We start from the raw sequence: 21,508 nt of genomic DNA, 5'->3' as shown, positions 1-21,508 counted from the left end.
ATGAGCGTCTCGGCACGAGCAGCGTCAATCGTTAATTATGTAGGAACAAAAGACAAGATTCAGAACAAAGTAAATGATTTGCCGGAGGATTTGCTGGTATGGCAGCCAGGTCCCGGCAAGTGGAGCATAAACGAAATCGTAGGGCATTTGCTGGACTCGAACATCGTGAACTCCTACCGTATACGTAAAATCATATCCGAGCCCGTAACGCCTATCGTTACTTTCGCCCACGAAGGCTGGGTATCTCAGCAGCTTTTCAACGAGACGACAGTAGAGGAGATGCTGACTGCTTATGAAGCCTTAACCGCTTATAATGCGACATTATTGCGGAAGCTGAACGAAGAGCAATGGCAGCGTTACGGTTTAAAAGGAGAAGAGCCGATCTCTATTGCGCATATCGTCGACAGCTTTATATGCAATCATGTCGAGAAGCATATGGGACAGATCGATCGGAACATTGAAGCCTATAACCGAGAGGAGCGATAACGTTGCAATTGGCACAATGGATGGAGCTTGCCGAAGTTCAGCATCCCCAAGTTGTTGCGTGGAGACGTTATTTGCATCAGCATCCCGAGCTTAGCTTCAAGGAGACCGGCACCGCACATTATATAGAAGAAACGCTTCTGGCATTTGGCAAGCTGGCTGTCAGCAAACCAACTGCAACAAGCGTAATGGCAAGGCTGATCGGGAAAAAGCCGGGGACCGTGCTCGCTATTCGCGCCGATATAGATGCCCTTCCTATTCAGGAAGAGAATGACCTGACCTTTGCTTCCGAGATTGCTGGCGTAATGCATGCCTGCGGCCATGACGGACATTCGGCAATTGCGCTGGGAGTTGCCAAGCTGTTAACGGAGCATCTGAACCTTGAGGAGTTGGAAGGGGAAATCCGCTTTATTTTCCAGCATGCGGAGGAGCTTCCTCCCGGAGGCGCCGAGGAGATGATCGCAGCCGGCGTTCTTGATGGGGTTGATACGATTATCGGCGCCCATCTGCAGTCACCGGTCGAAGTTGGCAAGGTTGGCGTGGTCGCGGGACCGATGCTGGCTTCGCCGGACATCTTCACCATTAAAATTAATGGAAAAGGCGGCCATGCGGCTGAACCTCATCGAACGGTCGACTCTATCGCGATAGGGGCACAGGTCGTGACCAATCTGCAGCATCTGGTATCCCGTCACTATAGTCCAACGGAGCCGCTTGTCGTTTCAGTTACGAAATTCATCAGCGGTATGACGCATAATGTCATTCCCGGCAGCGCTGAGCTAGGAGGGACGGTCCGCTGCATAGATCCCGTGCTTCGCGAGGAATTGCCGAAACGCTTGGAACAGATAGTACGTGGAATTACCGATGCTCACGGTGCGGAATACGAGCTGGATTACGTCTATGGATATCGGCCACTAATCAATGATAAAGAAGTTACCGGAATTGTAGCAGACTCTATTAAAGAGGTTCTAGGCGAAGAGGCGTTGTATACGATAAAACCAAGCATGGCGGCGGACGACATGTCGGCGTACATACACCGCGTGCCGGGCACGTATTTCAATATTGGCGCCGGGAATCGGGCAGCAGGAATCACTTATCCTCATCATCATCCGAGATTCACGTTTGACGAGAATTCGATGCGAATCGGCGTTAAAGTATTTATCGCGACGGCATTAAAAATCATGAAGCTGCGTTAATTACTATGAACCGCAACGTGTTCATACTCCATCTTGGAGCACGAATTCAAACATAAGGAAAAGGCAGCCGGTTTCGGCTGCCTCTTTTCATACGCTGATACGCTTACGGAAGGGATTATCCTTTTTTGGTTTGCAGGCGGATCACGTTCCAGGAGGCTTTGTTCAAGAGCGCTTGTACGCTGCCGTTATCTGCCGTAGTGCGGCCTCCGGCATGCGGAACGACATTACGAGGATTGGATTTGGTATTTGTTGCTTTCAAATCCTCGCTTTCCATCACGATATGCTCAATAACGCTTACTTCGCCAAAGCTGCGGAGGTCCAGGCTAAGCTCCATTTGCTCTTCCAGATGGCGGTTAACCGCAAACACCGTGATCAGACCTTTCTCTTCGTCGAAGACGCTGATCGCTTCGAGATACGGAACATCTGTGAAGTCCTTGGAATCGTATTTCGGCGAAGAGATATTGGCTTGCAGCACCGTACCCCGTCCGAAGTTCGAGGCATGCAGGAACGGATAATAGGTCGTTTGCAGCCAGATTGCGCCGTTCGTCTCGGTCATAATCGGAGCGATAACGTTAATTAATTGGGCGATACAAGCCATTTTGACACGGTCAGCATGCTTAAGCAGCGTAATCAGGAAGCAGCCAACCGCAAGAGCGTCCTCGTGGGTGTACACATCTTCGAACTCCGGAGGAGCAATCTGCCAACGCTCGACGGCGCGGCTTGTGCCAATGGTGTTCCATACATTCCATTCGTCAAGCGAGAGCATGATCGTCTTCTTGCTGCGTTTCTTCGCTTTTACATAGTCGCAGATCGCGGCTACGCTGTCGATGAATTGGTCCATATCTAGCGATTTGGCCAAGAAGTTCGCCGTATCGTTATTGTTGTTATTGTAGTACGTATGGAGAGACAGGTAGTCTACTTGATCATAAGTAAGATCGAGAACGGTAGCTTCCCAGTCCGCAAAGGTGCTCATGCCGCTGCTGGAGCTGCCGCAGGCAACAAGCTCGATTGACGGGTCAACCCATTTCATCACCTTTGCTGTTTCGTTGGCAAGCCGTCCGTATTCGACGGCCGTCTTTGCGCCAATCTGCCACGGACCGTCCATTTCGTTGCCCAGGCACCAGGTTTTGAAGCGGTGAGGTTCCTTGTAGCCGTGAGAAATCCGCAGATCGCTCCAATAAGTACCGCCGGGATGATTGCAGTATTCAACAAGATTTCTTGCCGCATCCATTCCCCGCGTACCCAGATTTACCGCCATCATGACATCGGAGCCAACCAGCTTGGCCCAATCCGCGAATTCGTTGGTGCCTACCTCGTTGGTTTCCGTCGTCCACCAGGCCAGCTCGAGCAGTCGTTTCCGCTCGCTCTTCGGACCTACGCCATCCTCCCAATTGTAGCCGGATACAAAGTTGCCTCCAGGATAGCGGATAATAGGTACTTGCAGAGCTTTGATGACTTCAATGGCGTCTTGGCGGAAGCCGTTCTCGTCAGCAGTCGGATGTCCCGGATCATATATGCCGCCATATACGGCACGGCCCAAGTGTTCGATAAAGGAACCGTATACACGGGGATCAACGGGGGAGACGGTAAAGTTCTTGTCAATAAGCATGCTCGAACGAATTGTCATGGAAAAGCCTCCTTTAGAATTAGGAAAAAACAAAATCCGTATGGGTTGAAATCCTATAATATTCGTAACATAATAGGTATTAGTAGACAACAATAAGTTTTAGGATTTTGGAAAAACAAAATCCTGACGAGGTGAAATGATGCTATCAACCAATGCGGAATCCTTAATCGTATATGAAGCGCTGGCAAGCGAGGTGCGATTAAAAATTATCGATAAATTGTTTGAGAGGGAGCGCCACGTGAAGGAGCTCGCCTCCGAGATGTTTCTAAGCAGCGCGGTCATCAGCGGCCATATCCGCAAGCTGGAGCAGGCGGGAATTGTCGGCAGCAAGATGAAGCGGATTGACGGAGGAACTTATAAATATTGTTATATCAAGTCTGAGTTTCTTCAGATCAAGCTGTCTCCCAATGTTTCTTCGTCATTAAGCTTTCATGGGCTGTCCGTGCCAATCGGCCACTACACCGACTACGAGGCATGGCCTACCTGCGGGGTTGCAACCACGGAGAAGATGATCGGGCAGTACGATAATCCCGCCTGCTTCATGGACCCGGAGAGGGTAAACGCGGGAATTCTGTGGCTTGCAAGAGGCTGGGTGGAGTATAAAATTCCTAATTATCTTTATAAGGACCAACGGCTTCACGAGATCGAGATTTCTTTTGAGATTGGCTCCGAGGCTCCTCGCGTCAATGAGAATTGGCCGTCGGATATCCATTTCAGTCTCAACGGCAAATCGCTTGGCGTATGGACAAGCCCTGGAGATTTCGGGAAAACAAGAGGAAGGCTTACCCCGGATTGGTGGTCCAGCGACGTTAATCAATACGGTCTCTTGAAGGTGCTCCGGGTCAAGGAGAGCGGCTCGTATATCGACGGTTTGAAAATATCGGACGTAGGTCTTAAAGATATCGGAACGGGCGCGATCAACTGGACATTCCGCATTGCGGCGGAAGATACGGGGCGCGGACGGGGAGGACTAACCCTATACGGAAAGGGCTTTGGCAATTACGATCAGGACATTGTGTTTAGAAGTTTTTATGTATAAGCAAGCTTATGGAAGAGGCCGCAGCAGGTGCGGCCTCTTTCTCTTTGCCGTTTTGGAGTGATAAATGAATGGACAGGCAATAATAGGTAAAGCCGATCTTTAGGATTCGTTATCAATGTTTAGTATTCGTTATATCGCGTAAACCCGCGATCCAGTAATGTTAAGGATGCTTAATAAAATTTTTCGACGCAAATCGACGTTGCTTGAGGCAAGGCCGATTCCGCTTGAAGGAGAGTAGAGTAAGGCATGAAAAAGCTGCAGCTCTTACAGACCGGATGGGCCGGATTATTGGTCGTTGCAGCATTAGCCGGATGCAGTAACAATCCGGGGAAACAGCCGGGTACATCAGGCATCGAAGCGAAGCCCGGAGAGGGATTGGAAGGCAGAACGATTACGTTCGTGACCGGCTCTCATCCCTGGGTTGAATTCATTAAGCCGTTAATTCCCCAGTTTGAGAAGGAAACCGGCATTAATGTGAGGATCCAGGGCTATTTCGAGGATCAGCTGACACAGAAGCTGACGGTGCAATTCACGGCACGCTCGGAGTCGCCGGATGTGTTCATGTACCGGCCGCTGCAGGAAGGAAAGCTGTTCTTCCAGAGCGGATGGCTTGAACCGCTTGATGCTTATGCCCGTCAGGATGCGGAATATGATTTGGGCGATTTCACGCCGCAATCAATCCGCTCTTCGACGGTAGACGGCAAACTAGCCGGCATTCCGATCGTAACGGAGCAACAAATATTGTATTACCGGAAAGATCTGCTGAAGGAAGCGGGGATTAAGGTTCCCGCTACCATCGGCGAGCTTGAAGAAGCGGCAGCGAAGCTGAATCATCCGGAGCATGGCGTCTACGGCTTTGTAGCCAGAGGACAGCGGAGTCCGCTAGTGACGCAGGTCTCGTCGTTTCTTTACTCCGAAGGCGGAGACTTTATCAAGAACGGCAAAGCAGCCATTAATTCCCCGGAAGCGATTAAAGCCTTCGAGACCTATGGCGGTCTGCTCCGAAATTACGGGCCTCCTAACGCGATCAACATGTCCTGGCCGCAGGCAAGCGCTTTTTTTGCGAAAGGGAAAGCCGCGCTTTATACCGATGCCAATTCGATTTACCGCGCGCTTGATACGGAAGAGTCGGAGGTTCGGGGAAATGTCGGCTTTGCGCCGTTTCCGTCGGGGACAAAAGGTTCCTTGCCGTACAACATTACATCCTGGGGGCTTGCCATTAATCCGAAATCGCCGAATAAAGAAGCGGCATGGGCATTTATCAAATGGGCAAGCGGAAAGTCCGTTATGCTGCTTGCCCAGCAGGCGGGCAACCCTGGACCGAGATCGTCGGTATGGAAGGATCCGAGAGGCACGATTGGCTTCCCGGAACAGCTGGCAGCCGTATTCCGGCGAACGGTTAACGGAGGCATCGATCACGACAGGCCTCAGACCGTTGACGTAGCGGCAGCGCGGGAGCAAGTAGGAAAAATCGTACAAATGGTCATCACGGGAGAGACGGACATCCGGCAATCGGCCGATCAGGCCAATGCGGCTCTGCAGGCCCTCCTGGATGAGGAAGCGGAGCAACCGTGATGCCGCGCCGATTGTCGATTTTCAACAAGATTGCATTCACCATTGTCCTGCTGCTTGTACCCGTTGTGCTGCTGTACGGTTATTCGAACCGAATTGCAACCGGAGTTGTGGAAGAGCAAATGCGTTCGTCCAGCTTGAGCAAGCTTGTTTTCTTTATGGATCAAATGGACGGAACGATGGAAAATTTGTCGATGTTCCCGGTCATCTTAAGCGATGATCCGCATATTCGCGATTTTCTGTCCCCGGCCTCGCGCGTACCGGAAAGCGGCTTGCTGAAGGAGCAGGCCAGAGTAACGGAAAAGCTGGGACTGCAAAGCGTATCCAGTTCATGGTCCAACGATTTGACCTTTGCTTTTCCGCAGAAAAATCTCGTTCTCTCATCGAACATTTACTTAAACGGCACCGAAGTCCAGTCTCCCGGTAGAAACATTAAGAAGGATTGGACTTACGAGCGGGACAGCTCGCGCGGTTATCCGGTCGACACCTTTGTCCGCGAGACCGGAGTTCCTGCTGCTGCCTTAAAGGTTGGGGACGCGGCAGCCGTTATTCAGGTTCGTTTTCCCATCCAGAATATTAGCGACATGCTTGATGTGTACAAGAAGGAGAACCGGGGCGACCCGTTTCTGTTCCGCTCTAATGGGCTGCCTGTACGCAACAGCACGTATGAGGAATCCGCTTCCTCCAAGGTTATTCAGGAGCTAGGTCACGGGAGCCTGGGGCAAAGCGGTCAACGGCTCTTGAAGATGGATGGACAAACCTATCTGGTCAGTTACGCGAAGTCGCGCCAGCTAGGCTGGTATTTGGTTGATTACGTCCCCGTTGAGCGAATTGTGGCTCCTATTATTCAAGCCAGGAACTGGTTCTACGGCTCAATCGCTTTTCTGATACTGCTCGGGCTGCTCGCTTCCGTTCTGCTGTACCGCAATGTTCAAATCCCGCTGTCCAAGATGGTAGCAGGTGTCAAACGGATGAAGGGCGGCGATTTATCCTGGCGGATCGGCTATAAAGCTAACAATGAATTTGACGAGCTGATCCGGCATTACAACGAAATGGCCGGCCAGATTCAGCGGTTGATCGAAGATATTTACAGTGAAAAGCTCAGATCCAGGGAAGCGACGCTTAAGCAACTGCAGTCGCAGATCCATCCTCATTTCTTGTATAACTCGCTGTTTTTTATCATTAACTCCGCAATGATGGATGACCGGGATTCGGTTATTTCGATGTCGGAAAATCTGGCCGAGTTTTACCGGTATACGACCAGGGTGGACAATCAACTGTCAACCGTTGGTGATGAGCTGGAATTCGTCAAGCATTACTTGAACATCCATACGCTTAGAATGGGAAGGCTGGCCTTCGAGATCGAAGTGCCGGATGCCCTGCTTGAGGAGACTCTGCCCCGTCTAACCTTGCAGCCGATTGTCGAAAACGCGATTGTGCACGGGATTGAAGGCCGCATCGGTGGAGGCCGCATTGTCATTACCGGAAGACAGGAAGGGGATTATAACCTTATTGAAATTGCCGATAACGGAGCGGGAATGACAAGAGAGGAACGGCTTCGGCTGGAGGCGCTGCTAGGCGAGAAGGAAATGGGCGACGAGATCGGATGCGGTACCTGGAATGTGCATCAGCGGCTGCAAGGCCGGTTCGGAAAAGCCTCGGGGCTTCGTTTCCGGCATGCGGCGGATGGAGAAGGTCTTGTCGTTACCATAGCCTGGCTGAGGAGAGAAGCAAATGCCAAGACATTGGATGAAAATCGGTTGGAGGGTGAAGCAGAATGGCCCAGCTCTTAATTGTGGATGATGAAGCGCATGTCGTGGACCGTCTGGCAACAACGGTCGATTGGGAATCCGTTGGCATCGATCAGGTGTATAAAGCGTATTCCGGCCAGGAAGCGCTTGAGCAGCTTCATCAATTCTCCATCGATATTGTCATTACGGATATCCGAATGCCGGGTATGTCGGGACTGCAGCTCATTTCCGAGATCAAACGGCAATGGCCAAAGACCAAAAGCATTCTGCTCTCGGGTTATTCCGAATTCAACTATGCTAAGCAGGCTATGCAGTTCCAGACCGAGGATTACCTGCTCAAGCCGGTTAAGACCGCGGATCTTCTGTCAACGGTGGAACGCGTGCTACTCAAGCTGAAGCAGGAATGGGAGGAGGTTATTTCCGCCCAGCGGATGACGTATACGCTGAAGGAGCATCTGCCGCTTTTAAGGGCAAACCTGCTGCAGGAGCTGCTTCAGGGAAAGCTGTGGAGCAGGCAGACGCTCCGGGAAAAAATGTCGCGGTTAGAGCTTGGAGATCGGGACTGGCAGAGATTTTCGCTGATGGCGGTTCGGCTGGATGACCGCTTCGGGGAGTTTTCCGAAGAGGATATGTCCTGGAAGGAATACGCGGTCGCCAATATGGCCGAGGAGCTGTTCGGCGGCCGCTACTCGCTATGGCATGCGAAGGATGCCCATGATTATTTGATCTTCTTGCTTGCTCCTAAGGAAGAAGCGGAGGATGATGATCCTGGCTGGCTTGAGCGCACGGCATCGGTGCTGCAATCCGCCGTAGGCGTCTACCTGAAAGGGAAGGTATCGATCATGGTAAGCGGCACCGGCGCTTTTCCGGAGGATGTTCCCGGCTTCTATAACCGGTCGATTACGGCTTTCCGCAACCGTATCGGGCAGGAGCCGGAGCAGTTCATGCGCTTGGAGGAGAAGGAAAGCGAGCCGGCTGCGATAAGGTCGCTGGACTATCTGTACGAGCCGCCGGCATTGATTCATTTGCTGGAAGCCGCAAGATGGGAAGCGGTAGAAGAGCGGTACAAGCGCATCTTCACGGGAGTGGAGAGCTCGGAAACCGTGTCCGAAGAGCATTTGCTTGAGATTTATTTTACGATGGCTTCCGCCTATGCTTATATCGCCCATAAGAACGGACGTCTTCTAAACGAAACACTTGGTACCGATTACAACCGGATGACAACCGGCATGCCGCTTCGTACCGTACGGCATCTTAGGGAATGGGCCTTCCGCACGCTGAAAGCGTTGCAGGAGGATATGGCCAAGGAAACAAAGGATAACCGCCATTCCTTGATCGAGAGAATAAGAAGCTTTATTGACGACAACGTAACCGGCGATATTTCGCTTCAATCGGTGGCCGATTACGTCAAGCTGCATCCCGTCTATGTATCCAAGGTATACAAGCTGGAAACAGGCGAAAACTTAAGCGATTACATCCAGCGCGTGAAGATGGAAGAGGCCTTGTCCATGCTGCTGCGCAGCGATGAGAAGGTCTATGTCATTGCCGCCCGGCTTGGCTATCAACGGCCGCATTCCTTCATCAGCGCTTTTAAAAAAACATTCGGCATGACGCCGCAGGAATACCGCGACGGTCAGCCGCAATAAATTATTCTTTTTAGGAGGAAATACACCATGTTGCTATTTATTGTACTTGCAGCAATCGTTGTGCTGCTTCTGCTCATTACGGTTGCCAAACTGAACCCGTTTGTCGCGCTTATCATTACAGCGATCGGGACGGGGCTTGCCGCGGGAATGCCTATCGTGGCTACCGGAGACCAGACCGGCATTATCGACTCCATAAAAACCGGGATGGGGAATACGCTAGGCTTCCTGGCAATTGTATTGGCACTCGGCACAATGCTCGGAAAAATGATGGCTGAATCCGGAGGCGCCGAGCGGATCGCACGGACCTTGATCGGCGTGTTCGGAGAGAAGAGAGTCCATTGGGCGATGATGTTTGTTGCGTTTATCGTCGGCATTCCTGTATTTTTCCAAGTTGGCTTCGTCTTGCTTGTACCGCTTATTTTCACGATTGCAAAACAAACAGGTCTTTCGCTTGTCAAAATTGGCGTACCGCTGGTAGCGGGCTTGTCCGTTGTACATGGTCTGGTGCCTCCGCATCCGGCTGCCATGGCGGCAGTTGGCATCTTTAATGCCGATATCGGCAAGACGATTTTGTACTCGCTTATCGTTGGTCTTCCAACTGCAATCGTTGCGGGACCCCTGTACGGCAGCTGGATTGGCAAACGGATTCATAAAGAAGTGCCTAAGGAAATGGGCGAACAGCTGGCGGAAACGGATGAAAACCGTGAACTGCCCGGCTTTGCCAATACCCTGATCACGATTCTGATTCCGGTCTTCCTGATGCTGATTGCCACATTCGCGGACGTATTCGTGGAAAGCGGCTCTCTTACGAAAGATGATACCCTTTTCCTAGCTGCGAAGTTTGTCGGCGACCCGGTTGTGGCGCTTCTGATTGCTACGGTGTACTCGTTCTTCAGCTTAGGCTTTGCCCGCGGAATCAGCCGCGAGAAAATATTGAAATTCACGAATGACTGCCTCGCTCCTACGGCAACGATTCTGCTCGTTATTGGCGCGGGCGGCGCGTTCAACCGCGTGCTGCTGGATTCCGGTATCGGTGACTACATCGCTGATCTTGCAACTTCTTCGCATGTATCGCCTATTCTGCTTGGCTGGGGCATTGCGGCGATGATTCGAATCGCAACCGGTTCGGCAACCGTCTCGATGATGACGGCTGCGGGTATCGTAGCTCCAATCGCGGCAGCAATGCCGGGAACCAACGTAGAGCTGCTAGTACTGGCAACGGGCGCAGGCTCGCTTATTTTATCCCATGTGAACGACTCCGGCTTCTGGCTGATCAAAGAATATTTCGGCATGACGGTGAAGGAAACGCTCCTGACCTGGACTGCGCTGGAAACGATCATTTCCGTTGTTGCGCTTGTACTCATTATGGGACTGAACGCCATCGTTTAAAGATAGAAGCATGGATTGGATAGAGAGAAAGGAGAGTGAGCAGCTATGGCTTCCTCTTACGTAATTGGAACGGATATCGGGACAACAAGCACGAAATCCGTATTGTTTGACAAGGCTGGACAAGTTATCGCGACTCATACCATCGAATACCCGCTGTATTCGCCGAAGCCCGATGTAGCCGAGCAGGATCCGGATGAGATTTTCCGCGCGGTTGTGGGCACGATCAAGCAGGTTGTTGCCAAAGGCGGTGTTGGTCAAGAAGGCGTGTTATGCGTATCGTTCAGTTCGGCGATGCATAGCGTTATTGCGGTTGACGGAGAAGGCCGTCCGCTGACGCGCTGCATCACTTGGGCGGACAACCGCAGCGCGATGTGGACGGAACGGATCAAGAACGAGATGAACGGGCATCAGATTTATTTGCGCACGGGTACGCCGCTGCATCCGATGGCTCCGTTGTCCAAGCTGGTATGGCTCAAGAACACGCAGCAGGATCTGTTCGCCCGCACGCATAAGTTTATCTCCATCAAGGAATACGTATTCCATCAGCTGTTCAGCAGGTACGTGATTGACTATTCGATTGCTTCGGCAACGGGACTGTTTAATTTATCCCAGCTGGGCTGGGATGCCGAAGCTTTGCAGGTTGCCGGCGTTACGCCCGAGCGGTTATCCGAGCCCGTGCCTACGACTTATGCGCTGGAAGGCATGAAGGCGGAATGGGCCGCCGAGATGGGGCTGCCGGCTTCAACTCCTTTTGTTGTGGGAGCAAGCGACGGCGTATTGTCCAACCTTGGCGTGAATGCCATTGAGCCGGGAACCGTTGCCGTAACGATCGGGACAAGCGGGGCTATCCGGGCTGTAACGGATCGGCCCATGACCGACCCGAAGGGGCGGATCTTCTGTTACGCGTTAGCCGAGGATATGTGGGTAATAGGCGGTCCGGTCAACAACGGCGGAATGATATTCCGCTGGCTGAGAGACCAGCTTTGCGCCGCGGAGACCGAAACCGCTAAACGGCTTGGCAAGGATCCGTACGATATTCTGACGGAAATTGCCGCGCGCGTGCCGGCGGGAGCGGACGGTCTGCTGTTTCACCCGTATCTCGCGGGCGAAAGAGCTCCGCTGTGGGATGCCAATGCCAGAGGCTCGTTCTTTGGACTTGGCCTGCAGCATAAGAAGGAGCATATGATCCGCGCGGTGCTGGAAGGCGTCATTTTTAATCTCTTCACGGTGTACATGGCACTGGAGGAGCTGATTGGCCATCCGACGAAAATTCAGGCAACCGGCGGCTTTGCCCGCTCGGAGCTGTGGCGTCAGATGATGTCCGATATTTTCGAGCAGGAGGTCCATGTGCCGGAAAGCTTCGAAAGCTCATGTCTTGGCGCCGCGATCCTAGGCTTGTACAGCATCGGCGAAGTGGATTCGCTTCATGTCGTATCGGGCATGATGGGAACTTCCCACAAGCATTTGCCTGAACAAGCCAACATTGAGCGTTATAAGGAGCTGAGCCGGATCTACGTCCGCATATCCAGACTGCTTACGTCCGAATACAAAGAAATTGCCGCTTATCAGAAAAAGTGGACTTAAACAAGGAAAGAGCCTGCGCGAGCGGGCTCTTTTTTTATGGGTGGATGGCAGAAGTTTCTTCGAATTGGCTGGTTACCGTTTTTCCCTTTGATCCTATTATGGGCTGAAGGAGGGATTTGCCTTGCGATTTTTCACTACGGGAATAATGTCTGCCATGCTTGCTTGTACCGGAGGCGCTATCCTGCTTGTCCAAGCGGCGAATCGGGCCGGAATGTCCGATCATGAGCTTTTATCTTGGTTTTTTGCCGTTTATGTCGCTGGCGGTGTGTTAAATACGATACTCACTCTTAAGTATAAAATGCCTTTTGCGGGAGCCCATTCCATTACTGGGATTGCCTACATCGGGTCCGTTGCCGCCTATTATACGCTGCCGGAATTAGCCGGGGGATTTATCCTGTCGGGAGTGATCATGATTGCGGCTGGCAGTACGGGGATTTTTGGCAGGGCTTTGCCCTTGATTCCCAAGCCCATAATTGATGCCTTGCTGGCCGGGCTGCTGTTATCCTATGTCTGGGGGATGATTCCGTCTTCCGTACAGCTTCCTCTATGCGGCATCCTGGCCGCAGCCGGGTATTGGTTGATTCCTCGTTATACTCGGTTTCTGTCGCCGGCTTTATGGGCAATGATCATGGGATTTGTTGGTTTGCTTCTTCAACAGCGACTTCCATGGGCGGCTGTGCAAGGTTTACCGTTTGAGCTTCCCGCGCCGATCATTCCCGAATTTTCGACTGCCGCTATATTTTCCATTGCAATCCCCTTGTCGTTTATCGTGATGAGCAATGATCTGGCTGTAAGTCTTACTGCCCTAAAAAGCCATGAGTACGATCCGCCGGTCAACCGTATTATCAGCGCTTCGGGCTTGGCTTCTATGGCTGCCGGCCTATTTGGCGGGCATGCGGCGAACGTGGGAGGGATGATGACGGCTCTCTGCAGCAGTCCCGAAGCTGGCAATCCCTCGAAACGTATTGGCGCAGCAATAACCTCTAACGGCTTGGTCATTCTATTCGGACTGTTCTCATCGAAATTGATCGGCTGGATTCAAGTTTTGCCTGCTCCGTTTATCGCTTTGATGACCGGTATTCCTTTGATTGGCCTTTTTATGAAGTCAGTCAAATCGGCCATGCAGCTGCGTCCATACATCGTTCCGTCCACCGTTACCTTTGTCCTGGCTGCTTCGCATCTTAATTGGGTTGGCATATCGGCTCCCTTATGGGCATTGCTGACGGGAGTTGTGCTATTATATGTTAGGCAGAAGTTCGCGAACAGAAAAGGTGGCATGCAAGATGAAGTATGATTTTGACGAAGTGATCAACCGGAAAAATACGAATAGCTTCAAGTGGGATTCGGCGAAGGACAAAGAAGATATTGTACCCATGTGGGTTGCGGATATGGATTTCAAGGCAACGGATCCCATCCTTCGGGCATTGGAGAGCAAGCTGCAGCATGGCGTATTTGGTTATGCCCATTTACCGGATGCTTATTACGAGGCGGAAATCAATTGGTGGCAGAAGAGACATCGCTGTCATATTGAAAAAGAATGGATTGCCTTTAGTCCCGGCGTTATTCCTGCGTTGGCAGCTATTATCCAAGCTTTTACGAGCCAGGGAGACAAGGTACTTATTCAAGCTCCGGTATATAACAGTTTTTATACGACTATTTCCAATAACCACCGCGAGATTATCGAGAATGAACTGATTAATACGGGCGATTCGTATGAGATCGACTTTGAGGATTTCGAGACGAAGGCTTCGGATGAAGCCGTTAAGCTGTTTATTTTGTGCAATCCCCATAACCCGGTAGGAAGAGTGTGGCGGAAGGACGAGCTTGAGCGGTTAAGTGCCATTTGCCAAAAGCATCGGGTTCTTGTTGTAGCCGATGAAATTCACAGGGATCTGGTGTTTGAAGGACAGCCTTATGTTCCGTTTGCTTCGATAGACGCGTTCAACTCGATCACCTGTACCTCTCCGAGCAAAACCTTTAATATTGCCGGATTAAAGATGGCGAACATCATTACCGCCAATAAGGAATACAAGGATAAATTCAAGAAGGATCTGCTTATGAAAGGCGTTCATGAACCAAACACATTTGGGGTGGAAGCATTAATCGCTGCGTACAATAAGGGAGAAGAGTGGCTGGATCAACTGCTGGTTTATCTGAAAGCCAACCGTGACTATTTCCTTTCATATATTCAAGAAAAACTGCCAAAGTTAAAGGTAATCACGCCGCACTCGACGTACTTAATGTGGGTAGACTGCCGAAGTCTCGGAATTGGGTCGGACGAGCTGAGCCGCAGATTATTTGACGAAGCAGGCCTTCGGATTAACGAGGGCTCGACTTACGGGAAAGCCGGAGACGGGTTTATTCGCATTAATATCGGCTGTTCGCGCGCGATTTTGACAGAAGGCTTGAATAGACTTGAAAACGTGATGAAGACAATTGAATAATTGTCGAGCAATGTCATTTGCCGGTTCCAAATTCAAATTGGAGCCGGCTTTTTTATGTTAGCTATCCTGGAATATTACTCCAAAATTGTGACGCAACAACGTTGATGGCTTGCTCGAAAATGTCCGATTTCTAGAATTGACCATTCCTTAATAATCCTTTTATAATGACGCTGTAAGCTACATTAACGATAATGTTAACGTAAATGGAGGTGCAAGAGAGCTCAAAACGCAAAAACTTCATCATGACTTGCAACATTGGTTGAAAGAAAAAGAGTGGGGATCTTTAACCAATTTGAGGGAGGTAAGTCTATGAGAAAAACGGCAGGTATGGCATCGGTAACTTTGTTAGCGCTTTCGGTCTTGATGGCCGGCTGCGGAAGCGGCAACGGGAATAATGGCAATAGCGGGACGAACGGTAATTCGGATGTGAAAGAAACCTCTGGCAATTCCGCAGCAACTTCAGCAAATACTCCGGCCAGCAACGCCGGCGGGGAAGAACCGGTGAAGCATGATCCGGTGACGCTAAAGTATACGTTCTGGGGAAGCCCGAACGAGAAGAAGGTGCAGGAAGCGGCGATTAAATCGTTTACGGAGAAATATCCGTGGATCAAGGTTAATACGCTCCATATCCCGGACTCCTATACGACTAAGCTGACAACGATGGCCTCTTCGAATCAGATGCCGGACATTGGACTCTTGAATGGCGATGTTGCGTTGGAATGGGCGTCGCAAGGCCGAATCTATAACATCATGGATTTCCTTGCGAATGATCCGGATGTCAGCGTAAACGATATTTTGCCAAACACGATGTATTACTGGGAGGAAGGGAAGCTGGCAGGCGTAAACGGCGCGCTTGAAGCCTTCGCTTTGTTCTACAACAAGGAGGCGTTTACGGACGCCGGTCTTCCGCTCCCTCCAACAAAAGCCGACGAGGCGTATACTTGGGATCAATTTGTGGAGACCGCGCAAAAGCTGACGCTGGACCAAAAAGGGCGAAATGCGCTTGATCCGGATTTTGATCCGAAGTCGATCAAGCAATTCGGGGTAACGATGCCTCTCTGGGCCTACATGAACGGAGTTGTTTCAAACGGCGGGCAGTTCGTGAACGAGGACGGGACACAGTTCAAGCTGGCCGATCCGGAAGCGGCTGAAGCGATTCAGCAATGGGCCGATCTGATTAACAAATACCATGTCGCCCCATCGCCAACCCAGTCGAAGAATATCCCATCCGGCGCCAATGCATTGTCCTCACGCAAGGTGGCAATGACGCTTGACGGCCAGTGGAGTCTGGTTGATCTTGGCGCGGCGAAAAAGCTGAACTTCGGAATTGGCGTTGCTCCTGTTATGAAGAACAAAGCAACGATGACTTTGGGCGAGCCGATTGTTATTTTCAAGAATACCAAACATCCGGAAGAAGCTTGGATGCTGTACAAATGGATGATGAATCCGGAGAACACGCTGGAGCTGCAAACAAGCGGACTATGGATGCCGGTTCTGAAAAAATGGTACGAAAATGCGGATCTGGTGGCGAAATGGGCAACCGGTAATCCGGCTCACCCGGAGGGCTACCAGGATGCGGTGATGAGAAATGCCTTTGATAACGGCTTCCCGAACACTTCCTATTACGTGAAGAATTTATCCAAAATCAACAGCATTATCGACCCGGCTCTTGAGCAGGTCTGGCTCGGCGAAACAACGGCGCAGGAAGCATTAATCAAGATCAAGCCTCAAGTGGAGAAAGAGCTGAAAGGGGTTTATACGGAGCGATGATCACCGGGAGGAAGCTTTGGAATAAAGAAGCCCGGGCCGGCATTTTGTTTGCGTCACCGGTTATTATCGGCTTTCTGATCTTCGTCCTGGGGCCGATGATTGCAAGCTTTATATTCAGCTTGTCGGAATACAACGTCATCACTCCCTTGAAGTTGATCGGCTTCTCCAACTATGCCGACTTGTTCGACGGAACGGACCCGTTATTCTGCAAGTCGCTAGGCGTTACGGCCTATTATGTCATCCTGAGCGTGCCTTTGCAGATTATGCTGGCGTTTATGGTGGCGCTGCTGCTTAATCATCCGATTAAAGGGAAGGCGTTCTTCCGCACCGTCTTTTACATGCCAACGATTGTGCCTGCCGTAGCTTCGTCGATGATCTGGCTGTGGCTGTTCGATCCGGATCTTGGTCTGCTTAATCAGCTGCTCAAAGTATTCGGGATCCCTGGACTGCAGTGGATTTATTCGGAGAATCTGGCCGTACCGTCCCTGGTTTTGATGAGCCTATGGACGATCGGGGGAACAATGGTTATTTTCCTGGCCGGGCTTCAAGGCATTCCGAAGCATTTGTATGAATCGGTAGAGGTAGACGGCGGCGGTCCGCTGCATAAACTGTTCTTCATTACGATACCTCTTATGACGCCAACGATCTTTTTTAATCTAATCATGGGGTTCATCGGAAGCTTTCAGGTGTTCGGGCAGGCTTACATTATGACGCAGGGCGGGCCGAATAACGCAACGTTGTTCTACTCTTACTACCTGTACCGCGAAGCGTTCGAGTTCTCCAGTATGGGAAGCGCATCGGCAATTGCCTGGATTTTGTTCCTGGTTATCCTCGCGTTGACCTTGACGGTGTTTAAGACATCCGCCTTATGGGTGTACAGCGAAAGCGAGGGGAAACGATGATTAGAGGCCGGTTATTATCCAAATCCATCATCTATTTGCTGCTCGCTGCCGGAACCTGCCTTTGTCTGTTTCCTTTCTATTGGCTGCTTCGAAGCTCGTTTATGGACCAGTCGGATATCTTTGTCATCCCGCCGATCTGGATCCCCCATGACTGGCTGATCAGCAATTATCGGGAGGCGCTTACGATTCTGCCGTTCAACCGGTATTTTCTGAACACCTTTATTATCGTTGTGCTGGAAGTTTCCGGGGTTGTGCTGTCGAGCTCGATCTGCGCTTATTCGTTCGCCAGACTGCGGTGGCCGGGGAGAAACCTCGTATTTATGGTCATCCTGACGAGCATGATGCTTCCTGGAGCAGTGACGTTAATCCCTCAATATGTGGGATGGGCGAAGCTTGGGGCGACCAACACGTTTATTCCGTTGACGCTGCCGGCATGGTTCGGCGGAGGTGCGTTTAACGTATTCCTGCTCAGGCAGTTTTTTATGACCATCCCGAAAGAACTGGATGAAGCCGCACTGGTGGACGGGGCGGGTTACTTCCGGATATACAGCCGGATTATGCTGCCGCTTCTAGTGCCGGCGCTTGTCGTAGTCGGTTTGTTCTCTTTCCTGAACGGCTGGAACGACTTTATGGGTCCGCTCATTTATTTGAGCGACGAGAAACTTTATACCCTTGCGCTGGGGCTGCAAACCTTCAAGGGCATGTATAATGCGCAGTGGCATTTAATGATGGCAGCGACAACCGTCGTGCTTCTGCCGGCGATGCTGGTCTTTTTCCTAGGGCAGAAATATTTTGTAGAAGGTATCGTCATGACCGGTTTAAAAGGTTAACAAGCTGTTCTCCTCTAGATAATTGACTCCAAAAATTTCAAGTGCTAATCTATTTATCAAACAAGAGAGTCTAGCAAACACATTCTAGTAGCTGGGGGAGAAAGCATGGAAGGCAGGAAAGTGACACTGAAGGATCTGGCCGTCAAAGCCGGGCTTTCGGTCAACACCATCTCAAGAGCGCTGAAGGACAAAGAGGATATCGCAGCCTCCACCCGCCAGATGATTAAGGAATTAGCCAAGGAAATGGGATATGTCGGCAACGCGGTTGCCGGTTCGCTCCGGTCGGGTCTGACCCGCACGATTGCGGTTATCGTCAGCGATGTAGCCAACCCGCACTTCGGCATTATGGTGAAGGAAATCGAGAAGTCGGCGCGCAAGCATCATTACACGATCTTTGTCATTAACACGGAAGATGACTACGAGATGGAAGAGAGGGCCATCTACACCGCTATCGGCAAAAATGTGGATGCGATCATCATCTGTCCTTCCCAGCGCGGAGCCGATAACATCCGTTTTCTGCAGAAGAACGGCGTGCCGTTCGTGCTGATCGGCAGAAGGTTCAAGGATGAGCCGGAATTCGATTACGTGATCTGCGATGATGAGAAGGGCGGGTATCTCGCAACCAAACATTTGATCGACAACGGACATAAGAGAGTGTTGTTCCTGAACGGTCCCATCCGGATTTCCAGTGCGCAGGAGCGGCTTGAAGGCTATAAGCGGGCGCATGAGGAAGCGGGCTTGCCGGTGCTCGAGGAGCTGATTATCGAGGTTGGGGCTTCCGCGGGAGATACAAGGCAGGTAATGAAGCAGCTAATCGAGCAGCAGACGGCGTTTACCGGGATCTTTGCCTTTAATGATGTAATTGCCTGGGAAGCGGCATATGTATTAAGCAAGTACAGCTTCAAAGTGCCGGAAGATTATTCGGTCATCGGCTTCGACAATATCCAGTCGCGGATTTTTATACCGTTCCAGCTGTCCTCGGTCAGCAATTCCAAGGGCAAAATGTCCAAACGGGCCGTCGATATTGTTCTGCACAAGATCAATCATCCGGATTCGAAGCAGAAATTTAACGAGATTATCGATACCAAGCTGGTTTTAAGGGAAAGCACCAGATAAACGCAGATGGGATACGGGATGCGGCCCTTTTTACCCTCATACATGAACGATAATGTGAACGGTTAAGGAGATGGAAGAAGATGAGTCAAGTTATCCATGTACCACAAACAATGAACATTCCGCTTTTTGTAGGCCAAGGTAAAATCGAATACGGCGAGAAGCCGGTACCCGTACCGGGCAAAGGACAGCTGCTGCTGCAGGTAAAGGCCAACGCTCTTTGCGGCTCGGACCGCAGTCAGTTCTATGACGGAAGCGTTACCGTTCCCGGTCACGAAGCGGCGGGGATTGTCGTTGGTGCCGGTGATGGCGCCACAACGGCAATCGGGACGCCTGGCGTTGTGTTCCTGATGGACTTCTGCGGGGAGTGCCGCAGCTGCAAGCTGGGCTTCACGAACCAATGCTTAAATAAGAGAGCGGATTACGGTTTTACGCATGATGGCGGTTATACGCCTTATATCGTTGTTAATGAAAACGTCTTCTTCCCGATCGATCCGTCTATTCCGCTAGCTGACGCAACCATGCTTCTGGATATTATGGGCACGGGAGGACACGCGATTAAGCGCGCGAAGCTGGTTCATCCGGATATTCAGTCCGTTCTTATTGCGGGAGCCGGTCCTATCGGCCTTGGCGTGCTTGCCATGGCAAAGCTGCTGCTTGGCGAAGAAACTCCGGTCTTTATTATGGATTACGTCGATTACCGTCTGGAGCTTGCGGAGAAGATGGGAGCTATTCCGGTGCAGCTGACGAATCAGTCGGTTCAGGAGGTCATCAAGGCTGCCGGTCTTGGAGGCACGGATATTGCCATAGATACAAGCGGCAAAACCTCCGGCCGCCGTACGTCCCTCGATGTGCTTAACCAGCGCGGCGTGCTGGTCTGCGTAGGTCATGGGCAAGAGCTGAATCTCGGCGTATCGAATGATCTGATTGCTCCCGAACGCGCGGTGCTCGGAAGCGAATATTTCCAATATAACGAGCTGGCAGAGAATCATGCCCTTATTCTTGAGCATCTTCCTTACTTGCAGCAGATTATTACGCATAGATACGGGCTGGATCAAATTCAGGAGGCTTACGAGCTCTTCTTCCAAGGCAATACCGGAAAGGTGTTAATCGAACAATGAATAATGCAGACAAAAAGCTCAAAGTAGCCTTAATCGGTGCCGGAGGAGCAGTAAGCAGCCGCGGAAGATCGGAAGGTTTCCAATCGGCGGGCAGCTGGGGCCTGCAGCATGCACGGATCTGGGAAGAGAGACCGGACGTGGACTTCTGCGCAATCGTAGGACGCAACGCTGCCCGGACGGTGGAAAAAGCGGAGTTGTTCGGAACCAAAGCTTATACGCGAATTGCCGATATGCTTGAAAAAGAAACGCCGGATTTGGTCAGCATGTGCCTGCCGAATCAAGGGCATTTCGAAGCGACGTTGGAGATTATTCAGGCCGGTTATCCGTTATTGGTCGAGAAGCCGCTGGTGTTCAGCTTGAAGGAAGCCGACATTCTGCTTAATGAAGCGGCTAAGCGGAACGTATTTTTCGCCATCAACTTCAACCACCGGTTCGCCAAGCCGGTACAACTGGCGCATACTGCCATTCAGGGAGGAAAGCTCGGCGAGCTTTCCTTCGCAACCTGGCGCTTCGGCGGTGAAGGAAGCAGCGATCATCCGCATGCCAATCTCATCGAAACGCAGTGCCATGGCTTTGATATGCTGGAATATTTATGCGGTCCGGTTGAATCGGTTATGGCGGAAATGACGGATAAGACGGGCGGCGGCTATCGGACCTTGTCGCTTGCCTTGCGGTTCGAGAACGGAGCAGTGGGCAGTCTGGTCGGTAGCTATGATTCTTCCTATGCCTACCCGGATACGCACCGCGTCGAGATTAACGGCTCGCTTGGCCGCTGCGTCATTCAGGACACGGTGAAGAAATATACGTTTCATGCCGCAGGCAATGAGGTCGGGGAAAGCTGGGAAGCCGGTTATTTCAACGATGCGGACCGTGAGTTTCACCGTACGTTTGATAACCATATTGAAGCGCTGCTTCAGGCTTTGCGTAACGGCGAAGCGCCCCCGGTTCATGCCTCGGCGGGTTACCGGGCGTTGTTAATCGCGGAAGCGGCGATTCAATCCTATGAACTTGGACGCCGGGTACGCGTGGAGAAGTAACAAGGCG

17 protein-coding genes are annotated in these 21,508 nt (G+C 51.4%); 16 read left to right on the top strand and 1 reads right to left on the bottom strand.

The window, feature by feature from the left end; genetic code table 11:
• A complete protein-coding gene (locus tag WFK81_RS09390) occupies positions 1–486 on the top strand; it encodes a DinB family protein (protein ID WP_336786151.1) in 486 nt (161 codons plus the stop codon).
• Positions 487–506: 20 nt separating this feature from the next.
• Positions 507–1,676: an amidohydrolase gene (locus WFK81_RS09385; protein WP_336786460.1), complete on the top strand. Its 1,170-nt coding sequence runs from the start codon at positions 507–509 to the stop codon at positions 1,674–1,676.
• Positions 1,677–1,791: 115 nt separating this feature from the next.
• Here WFK81_RS09385 and arfA read toward each other — a convergent pair whose 3' ends face one another.
• Entirely contained in the window at positions 1,792–3,303 is a 1,512-nt protein-coding gene (arfA, locus tag WFK81_RS09380; RefSeq protein WP_336786150.1) for an arabinosylfuranosidase ArfA, read from the bottom strand.
• 136 nt (positions 3,304–3,439) lie between these two features.
• Between arfA and WFK81_RS09375 the strand changes: the two genes are divergently transcribed.
• From WFK81_RS09375 to WFK81_RS09310, 14 genes are all read left to right on the top strand, one after another.
• A complete protein-coding gene (locus tag WFK81_RS09375) occupies positions 3,440–4,342 on the top strand; it encodes an ArsR/SmtB family transcription factor (protein WP_336786149.1) in 903 nt (300 codons plus the stop codon).
• A gap of 246 nt (positions 4,343–4,588) precedes the next feature.
• On the top strand, positions 4,589–5,917 hold the full coding sequence (locus tag WFK81_RS09370; RefSeq protein WP_336786148.1) for an ABC transporter substrate-binding protein: 1,329 nt from the start codon (positions 4,589–4,591) through the stop codon (positions 5,915–5,917).
• A complete protein-coding gene (locus WFK81_RS09365) occupies positions 5,917–7,707 on the top strand; it encodes a sensor histidine kinase (RefSeq protein ID WP_336786147.1) in 1,791 nt (596 codons plus the stop codon). The genes WFK81_RS09370 and WFK81_RS09365 overlap by 1 nt, the downstream gene beginning before the upstream one ends.
• Positions 7,692–9,311: a response regulator gene (locus tag WFK81_RS09360; protein WP_336786146.1), complete on the top strand. Its 1,620-nt coding sequence runs from the start codon at positions 7,692–7,694 to the stop codon at positions 9,309–9,311. Before WFK81_RS09365 ends, WFK81_RS09360 begins: the two co-directional genes overlap by 16 nt.
• Before the next feature lie 27 nt (positions 9,312–9,338).
• A complete protein-coding gene (locus WFK81_RS09355) occupies positions 9,339–10,700 on the top strand; it encodes a GntP family permease (RefSeq protein WP_336786145.1) in 1,362 nt (453 codons plus the stop codon).
• A gap of 45 nt (positions 10,701–10,745) precedes the next feature.
• On the top strand, positions 10,746–12,284 hold the full coding sequence (gene gntK, locus WFK81_RS09350; RefSeq protein WP_336786144.1) for a gluconokinase: 1,539 nt from the start codon (positions 10,746–10,748) through the stop codon (positions 12,282–12,284).
• Between the two features lie 145 nt (positions 12,285–12,429).
• A complete protein-coding gene (locus WFK81_RS09345; protein WP_336786143.1) occupies positions 12,430–13,578 on the top strand; it encodes a benzoate/H(+) symporter BenE family transporter in 1,149 nt (382 codons plus the stop codon).
• Positions 13,568–14,728: a MalY/PatB family protein gene (locus WFK81_RS09340; RefSeq protein WP_336786142.1), complete on the top strand. Its 1,161-nt coding sequence runs from the start codon at positions 13,568–13,570 to the stop codon at positions 14,726–14,728. Before WFK81_RS09345 ends, WFK81_RS09340 begins: the two co-directional genes overlap by 11 nt.
• Positions 14,729–15,037: 309 nt before the next feature.
• Positions 15,038–16,498 (top strand): ABC transporter substrate-binding protein, encoded by a 1,461-nt coding sequence (locus WFK81_RS09335; protein ID WP_336786141.1) that lies wholly within the window; start codon positions 15,038–15,040, stop codon positions 16,496–16,498.
• A complete protein-coding gene (locus WFK81_RS09330; RefSeq protein WP_336786140.1) occupies positions 16,495–17,400 on the top strand; it encodes a carbohydrate ABC transporter permease in 906 nt (301 codons plus the stop codon). Before WFK81_RS09335 ends, WFK81_RS09330 begins: the two co-directional genes overlap by 4 nt.
• The gene (locus WFK81_RS09325) at positions 17,397–18,230 is read left to right on the top strand and encodes a carbohydrate ABC transporter permease (RefSeq protein ID WP_317978605.1); all 834 of its coding nucleotides are present in this window, start codon (positions 17,397–17,399) and stop codon (positions 18,228–18,230) included. The genes WFK81_RS09330 and WFK81_RS09325 overlap by 4 nt, the downstream gene beginning before the upstream one ends.
• Before the next feature lie 105 nt (positions 18,231–18,335).
• Complete coding sequence (locus tag WFK81_RS09320; RefSeq protein ID WP_336786139.1) at positions 18,336–19,346, top strand: LacI family DNA-binding transcriptional regulator; 1,011 nt, start codon at positions 18,336–18,338, stop codon at positions 19,344–19,346.
• A gap of 80 nt (positions 19,347–19,426) precedes the next feature.
• The gene (locus WFK81_RS09315) at positions 19,427–20,464 is read left to right on the top strand and encodes a zinc-dependent alcohol dehydrogenase family protein (RefSeq protein ID WP_336786138.1); all 1,038 of its coding nucleotides are present in this window, start codon (positions 19,427–19,429) and stop codon (positions 20,462–20,464) included.
• Positions 20,461–21,501: a Gfo/Idh/MocA family protein gene (locus WFK81_RS09310; protein ID WP_336786137.1), complete on the top strand. Its 1,041-nt coding sequence runs from the start codon at positions 20,461–20,463 to the stop codon at positions 21,499–21,501. Before WFK81_RS09315 ends, WFK81_RS09310 begins: the two co-directional genes overlap by 4 nt.
• Positions 21,502–21,508 lie beyond the last annotated feature (7 nt).

This window comes from Paenibacillus sp. MMO-177, assembly GCF_037147795.1.
Lineage (GTDB): Bacteria > Bacillota > Bacilli > Paenibacillales > Paenibacillaceae > Pristimantibacillus.
The sequence above is the reverse complement of the archived record's forward strand: the minus strand, read 5'-3'. Positions and strand labels throughout refer to the sequence as shown.

What these genes read in the sequence shown, in the direction of transcription:
- WFK81_RS09340 (WP_336786142.1), top strand. Translation starts at nt 13,568, where the DNA reads ATGAAGTATGATTTTGACGAAGTGATCAACCGGAAAAATACGAATAGC.
- WFK81_RS09345 (WP_336786143.1), top strand. Translation starts at nt 12,430, where the DNA reads ATGTCTGCCATGCTTGCTTGTACCGGAGGCGCTATCCTGCTTGTCCAA.
- WFK81_RS09320 (WP_336786139.1), top strand. Translation starts at nt 18,336, where the DNA reads ATGGAAGGCAGGAAAGTGACACTGAAGGATCTGGCCGTCAAAGCCGGG.
- WFK81_RS09315 (WP_336786138.1), top strand. Translation starts at nt 19,427, where the DNA reads ATGAGTCAAGTTATCCATGTACCACAAACAATGAACATTCCGCTTTTT.
- WFK81_RS09335 (WP_336786141.1), top strand. Translation starts at nt 15,038, where the DNA reads ATGAGAAAAACGGCAGGTATGGCATCGGTAACTTTGTTAGCGCTTTCG.
- WFK81_RS09325 (WP_317978605.1), top strand. Translation starts at nt 17,397, where the DNA reads ATGATTAGAGGCCGGTTATTATCCAAATCCATCATCTATTTGCTGCTC.
- WFK81_RS09360 (WP_336786146.1), top strand. Translation starts at nt 7,692, where the DNA reads ATGGCCCAGCTCTTAATTGTGGATGATGAAGCGCATGTCGTGGACCGT.
- WFK81_RS09310 (WP_336786137.1), top strand. Translation starts at nt 20,461, where the DNA reads ATGAATAATGCAGACAAAAAGCTCAAAGTAGCCTTAATCGGTGCCGGA.
- WFK81_RS09365 (WP_336786147.1), top strand. Translation starts at nt 5,917, where the DNA reads ATGCCGCGCCGATTGTCGATTTTCAACAAGATTGCATTCACCATTGTC.
- WFK81_RS09385 (WP_336786460.1), top strand. Translation starts at nt 507, where the DNA reads ATGGAGCTTGCCGAAGTTCAGCATCCCCAAGTTGTTGCGTGGAGACGT.
- WFK81_RS09390 (WP_336786151.1), top strand. Translation starts at nt 1, where the DNA reads ATGAGCGTCTCGGCACGAGCAGCGTCAATCGTTAATTATGTAGGAACA.
- WFK81_RS09375 (WP_336786149.1), top strand. Translation starts at nt 3,440, where the DNA reads ATGATGCTATCAACCAATGCGGAATCCTTAATCGTATATGAAGCGCTG.
- arfA (WP_336786150.1), bottom strand. Translation starts at nt 3,303, where the DNA reads ATGACAATTCGTTCGAGCATGCTTATTGACAAGAACTTTACCGTCTCC.
- WFK81_RS09330 (WP_336786140.1), top strand. Translation starts at nt 16,495, where the DNA reads ATGATCACCGGGAGGAAGCTTTGGAATAAAGAAGCCCGGGCCGGCATT.
- WFK81_RS09355 (WP_336786145.1), top strand. Translation starts at nt 9,339, where the DNA reads ATGTTGCTATTTATTGTACTTGCAGCAATCGTTGTGCTGCTTCTGCTC.
- gntK (WP_336786144.1), top strand. Translation starts at nt 10,746, where the DNA reads ATGGCTTCCTCTTACGTAATTGGAACGGATATCGGGACAACAAGCACG.
- WFK81_RS09370 (WP_336786148.1), top strand. Translation starts at nt 4,589, where the DNA reads ATGAAAAAGCTGCAGCTCTTACAGACCGGATGGGCCGGATTATTGGTC.